This is a genomic window from Neisseria sp. HMSC074B07 (assembly GCF_001810355.1).
GTDB lineage: Bacteria > Pseudomonadota > Gammaproteobacteria > Burkholderiales > Neisseriaceae > Neisseria.
Genome location: NZ_KV800906.1, coordinates 1 through 221 on the forward strand (window position 1 = coordinate 1; position 221 = coordinate 221).

Sequence of the window (221 nt, forward strand, 5' to 3'; positions counted from 1 at the left end):
AGGTCGCCTACCTAAAGGAGTTAAAAGCCCTCAGCCAAAAACAGACCGAAAAGGACAAAGCCAAACCGTCCAAACACTGAGGGCGCAACACCCGCTCAAATACCTGCTGCACATCGCAAACCTGCCCAAAAGCAGCTTTTACTACCCCCACCAAGACCGCCCCGACCCCGACGCAGCCGACAAAGCCCTCCTCGTCGAAACCTACCGGCGGCATAAAGGAC

General features: G+C 56.1%; 1 pseudogene. It reads left to right on the top strand.

Annotated elements, in window-relative coordinates:
• Positions 1-221: pseudogene (locus HMPREF2726_RS14075) on the top strand (hypothetical protein); the annotation flags it as partial.